This is a genomic window from Mesorhizobium sp. CCNWLY176 (genome assembly GCF_037153935.1).
Lineage (GTDB): Bacteria > Pseudomonadota > Alphaproteobacteria > Rhizobiales > Rhizobiaceae > Mesorhizobium_M > Mesorhizobium_M zhangyense.
The window spans coordinates 141,596-148,089 of record NZ_JBBBDZ010000016.1; the positions used below are offsets into that span (position 1 = coordinate 141,596).

Below are 6,494 nucleotides of genomic sequence, written 5' to 3' on the forward strand. Positions count from 1 at the left end.
GCCTGATTTTGGTAGGGAGGGCGCGGGTCGCCGTTACAATAAAGATGGGAAGAGCAATGACACCAGGTATTCGTCCGCTGGTCGCAGGCAACTGGAAGATGAACGGAACCAGCGCCTCGCTGAACGAACTTCGCGCGATCACCCACGGTTTCATGCATGGGCTCGATGCCGACACGGAAGCGCTGGTCTGCGTGCCTGCCACGCTTGTTTTCCGTGCAGCGGAAATCGCTGCCAGCACGCCGGTGCGCATCGGCGGCGAGGATTGCCACGCCAAGGAAAGCGGCGCCCATACCGGCGACGTTTCGGCTGAAATGCTTAAGGATGTCGGCGCCAGCCACGTCATTGTCGGCCATTCCGAACGGCGCACGGACCATGGCGAAGACGACGCGGCCGTCCGCGCCAAGGCCGAAGCTGCATGGCGGGCAGGGCTCGTCGCCGTCATCTGCATCGGCGAAACGCGTGCGGAACGTGAAAATGGTGCGACGCTCGACATATTGTCGCGGCAGATCGAAGGTTCGGTTCCCGCCAGTGCAACGCCGGTTAACGCTGTGATCGCTTACGAGCCTGTCTGGGCGATCGGCACCGGGTTGACGCCGACTGTGGCCGATATTGCCGAGGCGCATGCCCATATTCGCGCTCGCCTGCTGGAAAGGCTGGGCGCCGGTGCCGGCAAGATGCGCATACTTTACGGCGGGTCGGTGAAGCCGTCGAATGCGGTCGAATTGCTCGCTATCGACAATGTCGATGGCGCATTGGTCGGTGGAGCCAGCCTGAAGGCTGCCGATTTCCTCGGCATAGCCGAAGCCTACCAGGCGATGTGACCTTTTGCCGAAAAATGCGTTTGTAAACCTCGCTTCGCGCCCCATATTCGGGCGCGGGCTTGGAAATGCTGCAAAAGCATTGTATTGAGCCGCTCCAAATAACGGGCCGTTTGGCGCTCGAACCAGAATTTGCCAGGAAATCCATGGAAACCGTAATCATCGTCATCCATCTCATGGTCGTTCTCGCGCTTGTCGGCGTCGTGCTTCTGCAGCGCTCCGAGGGCGGCGGCCTTGGCATTGGCGGCGGCTCGGGCTTCATGACCGCACGCGGTGCCGCCAACGCGCTGACGCGCGCCACGGCCATTCTGGCGGCGGCATTCTTCGCGACGTCGCTGATCCTTTCCATCATCGCCCGTTACGGCGAGCGCCCGATCGACATTCTCGACCGCGTGCCGACCACGCAGAGTGGCACGAACAACAATGGCGGCACCGGCAGCGGTGGTGGCGTCCTCGACCAGCTTGGCGGCGCTCCGAGCACCCCGCCGGCCACGACGCCCGCCCCAGTGACCACGCCTCCGTCGGGCAGCGATGCGGCTACGCCGCCGGCGACGGCACCGGCTCAGCCGGCAACGCCTCAGGTTCCGAACCAGTAATCTTCTTATGATCTACTTCGTGACTTAGCCCCGCCCTTACCGGCGGGGCTAAGTCATTAGGAGTAGGGGCTTTTCGCGTTTCGGGCTGCAACCTGTTGTTGTTTGAACACACTCGCCGCAAATGGTGATTCTTCGGCTAAGAATCGCGGCTTCGTGAAGCAAGCCCTCCTTGTGATTTTCAGCGTTAATTGCTTATAAATCCCGCAGCGGCAATGTCGGCATTCGCATCGCATAAACCATGCGGTGCCGACATTGCATTTATTTCGGGATCGCAATCATGCTTATTCGCAGCCTTATTCTACTGGGCCTCTGCGCCGCCATTGGCGTGTCCGCTCCGGCCTATGCCGAAACCACTCCGGCCAAGACTTACCTTTTCCCGCTCAAGAGCAAGGCCGTCGAGGCGGATACCAAAGATCAGAAAGTCGACAAGAACGACAAGAAAAAGAAGCTTACCGCCAAGGAAAAGGCCAAGCAGCAGAAGGCGGTCGCCGATGCCAAGGTCAAGGCCAAGGAAGATCGGAAGCTTGCAGGCGCGAAAGGCAAAGTGCAGACCGTTGCGGCAGTGCCGCTCGCCGATCCCTCTGCGATCGCGATGACCGGCAACAACGGTGAATTGCGCAGCGAAGCACAGGATCGTCCGCAGGGCGGCTTCCTCTCCGTTCTGTTCGGCGGCGACCCATCCTCGCCGAACATGCTGCCGCAGACCCGCGCGCTTGACGCGGTGCTGGAGCAGAAGCAGGCCAACAAGAAATTCAAGGTGAAGTCGGACTTCGAGCCGCAGTCGGTCGAGTTCTCGGGCTATCCGCGCGGCACCATCGTCATCGATACCCGTGCCCGCTATCTCTATCTCATGGAATCGTCCTCCACTGCCCGCCGCTATGCGATCGCGGTCGGCCGCGAAGGGCTTGAGTTCAAGGGCACCGCGAAAGTCGGCGACAAGCAGGAATGGCCGCGCTGGATCCCGACGCTCGACATGCAGAAGCGCGAGCCGAAGAAATACGGCCAGTACAAGGACGGTATGCCCGGCGGCCCCGAAAACCCGCTCGGCGCACGTGCGATCTATCTCTACCAGGGCAAGAGCGACACCCATATCCGCATCCACGGCACCAACCAGCCGCAGACCATCGGCACCAATTCGTCGAACGGCTGCTTCCGCATGGTCAACGACCACGTCATGGACCTCTATCGCCGGGTCAAGATGGGTACGGATGTAGTCGTCCTGTAAAACTCTGATTTTACGGCAAAAAGGGCCGGCCCAGCCGGCCCTTTTTGTTTGGGCGGATAAGAACCCATATAAACCAAGCCGGGAAAACGCACGCGTTGCGTATTTTCTTCTGGCGGAATCAATCCTGTAACGTTAAGCGATGACTCCCATGGCGCGATATGTATTCATCACTGGCGGCGTGGTTTCCTCGCTCGGAAAAGGCATTGCAGCAGCGGCTCTTGGAGCCCTTTTGCAGGCGCGCGGCTATCGCGTGCGCATCCGAAAACTCGACCCTTACCTGAATGTCGATCCCGGCACGATGTCGCCTTACCAGCACGGCGAAGTCTTCGTGACCGACGATGGCGCCGAGACCGATCTCGATCTCGGCCACTACGAGCGCTTCACTGGCCGCTCGGCCAACCAGAGCGACAACATCACGACGGGCCGCATCTACAAGAACATTATCGAGCGCGAACGCCGCGGCGATTATCTGGGTGCTACCGTGCAGGTGATTCCGCACGTCACCGACGAGATCAAGAATTTCATTATCGGCGGCAATGAGGACTATGATTTCGTCTTGTGCGAGATCGGCGGCACGGTCGGCGACATCGAGGCGATGCCGTTCCTGGAGGCCATCCGCCAGCTCGGCAACGACCTGCCGCGCAACAACGCCGTCTACGTCCACCTGACGCTGATGCCCTACATCCCGACCGCTGGCGAGCTGAAGACCAAGCCGACGCAGCATTCGGTCAAGGAGCTGCGCTCCATCGGCATCGCGCCTGACATCCTGCTGGTGCGTGCCGATCGTGATATTCCCAAGGAAGAGCGCAGAAAACTGTCGCTGTTCTGCAATGTCCGCGAATCCGCCGTCATCCAGGCGCTCGACGTCGGCCACATCTACGATGTGCCGCTGGCCTATCACAAGGAAGGCCTCGATTCGGAAGTGCTCGCCGCTTTCGGCATCGATCCGGCACCGAAGCCGCGCCTCGACCCTTGGGAAAACGTGTCGAACCTTATTCACAATCCCGAAGGCGAGGTCACTATCGCCATCGTTGGCAAATACACCGGCCTCAAGGACGCCTACAAATCGCTGATCGAAGCGCTGTCGCATGGCGGTCTCGCAAACAACGTTCGCGTAAAACTCGACTGGATCGAATCGGAAATCTTCGAGAAGGAAGACCCGTCGCCCTGGCTCGAAAAGGTCCATGGCATACTGGTGCCGGGCGGTTTCGGCGAGCGTGGATCCGAAGGCAAGATCCTGGCTGCGAAATTCGCCCGCGAACGCAAGGTGCCATATTTCGGCATCTGCTTCGGCATGCAGATGGCCTGCATCGAGGCGGCGCGTTCGCTGGCCGGCGTCGAGCACGCTTCTTCGACCGAATTCGGCCCGACCGAAGAGCCGGTGGTCGGCCTGATGACCGAATGGCTGCGCGGCAACATGCTGGAAAAGCGCCGCGAAACCGGCGATCTCGGTGGCACGATGCGGCTCGGCGCTTATGAGGCGAAGCTCGGCGAGGGGTCGAAGATCGCCGAGATTTACGGCAGCACCGATATCTCGGAGCGTCATCGTCACCGCTACGAAGTCAACGTCGACTACAAGGAGCGGCTCGAGGATTGCGGCCTGGTCTTCGCCGGCATGTCGCCCGATGGTGTGCTGCCCGAGACGGTCGAATATCCCGACCATCCCTGGTTCATCGGCGTCCAGTATCACCCTGAACTGAAGAGCCGCCCGCTGGAGCCGCATCCGCTGTTCGCCAGCTTCATCGAAGCGGCGGTGGAGCAGTCGCGGCTGGTCTAACTGCAGCTCTTCCTTCTCCCCTTGTGGGAGAAGGTGGCCGACCCTGAGCTTGCGAAGGGGAGGTCGGATGAGGGGTGTTCCAGCTTAACGCTCCGTCCAACACCCCTCATCCGCCTTCACTTCGTTCAGGCACCTTCTCCCACAAGGGGAGAAGGAAAGGCGACTTACGCCTTCGCCGTCTTCGCGCCGGCGCTGACTGCTGCCGAGCGCAGCACGTAATAGATCACGCCGGCGATCGCCACGCCGAAGAACCAGCCATAGACGCCCCACCATGACGGCAGCCAGTTGGTGAAGTTCGGCAGGATCGACGAGAACAGCGCGCCGATACCGGCCGCGATGAACGCATTGACGTGCCAGCCGCTCTGGAATCGGAATTCACCATTCTCGCGGTAAAGCGCCTCCACGTCGACCTCGGCTTTGCGGATCAGATAGTAGTCGACCATCATGACGCCGAATATCGGCCCCATCGTTGCGCCGATGATGTTGACGAAGGTGGCCGCATTGCCCTCCCACGGTGCGAACGGGTAGAGCACCAGTGCGATAAGCGCCGCGATATAGCCGCCCTTCTTGAAGTCGATCTGGCGCGGGAAGACGTTCGAGAAATCGAAGGCCGGCGAGACGAAGTTTGCCACCACATTGATGCCGAGGGTCGCTACCGCAAAGGTCAGCGCAGCGAGCATCGCCAGGAACCAGCTGTCGAACTTGGCCGAGATCTGGTCGGGATGCAGCAGCACTTCGCCATAGACGTCATAGGCGGCGATGGTGGTGACGCCGGCAACCAGCGAGAACAGGATAAGGTTGATCGGCAGCCCCCAGATATTGCCCTTCCGCAACGAAGCCTTGTCCGGCGAATAGCGGGCGAAGTCGCAGAAGTTGAGATAGAGTGCCGAGAAGTAGGTCACCCAGATCGCCGCCACTGCAAACAGTGATGTCCACGAACCGGGAACGCCGGGCACGCCTGCGTCCTTGGTTTTTTCCAGAAGCACATCCATCGGAATATCGCTGGTGATGGCGAAAGTGCCGGCCTTTACGCAGAGATATATGGCGAGGATCAGCATCATGACCCACACAGCCGGTCCGGCCCAATCCTGGAAGCGGCGCACCGTCTCCATGCCGCGTTGAATGATCAGCAGTTGCAGCGCCCAGATGATGACGAAGCAGATGACCTCCAGCGTTGAATGGCCGAGCATGTGGCTGTTCTGGTGAAAGGAAAGCATGCCTTCGTTGCGGATCAGCAGCGCCACGATTGCGCCGGATGCGGCGGCCGTCTGTGCGCCATACCAGAAGCAGGCGACGATAGCCCGCACAATTGCAGGGACGTTGGCGCCCCATATGCCGAAGGAAGCACGCGCCAGAACCGGGTAGGGCACGCCGGTCTTCATGCCGGCATAGCCGATCATGTTCATCAGCACGTAGATGATCAGCGAGCCGATGCCGATGGCGATGATGAAGTTGACGAAGCCGCCGCAGAACAGAAACAGGCTGGCGGCGAGATAATAGCCCCACAGGCTGTGAACGTCCGACGTCCAGACGTTGAAGATCGAAAACGGTCCCCAGTTTCGGACCTTTGCCGGGGCAAGATCCTCATTGTATAAATCGGGCGATGCGCCTTTTATGGTCATGTTGGTGTTCCCCTCTCGGTTAACGCCCGCCCCCGGACGTTAACTGGACAGGTTAGGCCTTCCGCAGGGGAAGCGGCAATCAATTCATTGGCCGGCTTTTGGGCGAAAGATATTCAACGCGAACGATGATTGTTGTCTTCGGTGGTCATGAATTTGGCCTTCGAAATATTTGCTGAGTCGGGTGTTCCGGGCTCGCCTTCCCTTCTCCCCTTGTGGAAGAAGGTGGATTGGCGCGCAGCGCCAAGACGGATGAGGGGTGTTGGAAGAAATTCCGGCGTCTGCGATCCGTCCAACACCCCTCATCCGACCTCGCTCCGCTCGGCCACCTTCTCCCACAAGGGGAGAAGGGAAGGTGCGCGCTTCATCATCGCCACGCCTGCTTTCGCATCTGGCCATTGTCAAAGATCGGGAAGCGGGGCGCTTGGCCGTGCCTTCCTAGTGTTTAGTACGTGGCGC

The 6,494-nt window shown here is 60.2% G+C and carries 5 protein-coding genes; 4 read left to right on the forward strand and 1 reads right to left on the reverse strand.

The features are described 5' to 3' along the window. Window positions 1-56: 56 nt before the first annotated feature. The 4 genes from tpiA to WBQ96_RS23155 all read left to right on the forward strand — a co-directional run bounded on the left by tpiA (window position 57) and on the right by WBQ96_RS23155 (window position 4,416). On the forward strand, window positions 57-821 hold the full coding sequence (tpiA, locus tag WBQ96_RS23140; protein ID WP_336552662.1) for a triose-phosphate isomerase: 765 nt from the start codon (window positions 57-59) through the stop codon (window positions 819-821). Between the two features lie 143 nt (window positions 822-964). After that, window positions 965-1,414, forward strand: coding sequence for a preprotein translocase subunit SecG (secG, locus tag WBQ96_RS23145; protein WP_336552664.1), 450 nt, complete (start codon window positions 965-967; stop codon window positions 1,412-1,414). A gap of 277 nt (window positions 1,415-1,691) precedes the next feature. After that, on the forward strand, window positions 1,692-2,639 hold the full coding sequence (locus WBQ96_RS23150) for a L,D-transpeptidase (protein ID WP_336552666.1): 948 nt from the start codon (window positions 1,692-1,694) through the stop codon (window positions 2,637-2,639). 139 nt (window positions 2,640-2,778) lie between these two features. Beyond that, window positions 2,779-4,416, forward strand: coding sequence for a CTP synthase (locus WBQ96_RS23155; protein WP_336552668.1), 1,638 nt, complete (start codon window positions 2,779-2,781; stop codon window positions 4,414-4,416). A gap of 164 nt (window positions 4,417-4,580) precedes the next feature. Here WBQ96_RS23155 and WBQ96_RS23160 read toward each other — a convergent pair whose 3' ends face one another. After that, window positions 4,581-6,038, reverse strand: a complete 1,458-nt coding sequence (locus WBQ96_RS23160; protein ID WP_336552670.1) for an NCS1 family nucleobase:cation symporter-1 — start codon at window positions 6,036-6,038, stop codon at window positions 4,581-4,583. Window positions 6,039-6,494 lie beyond the last annotated feature (456 nt).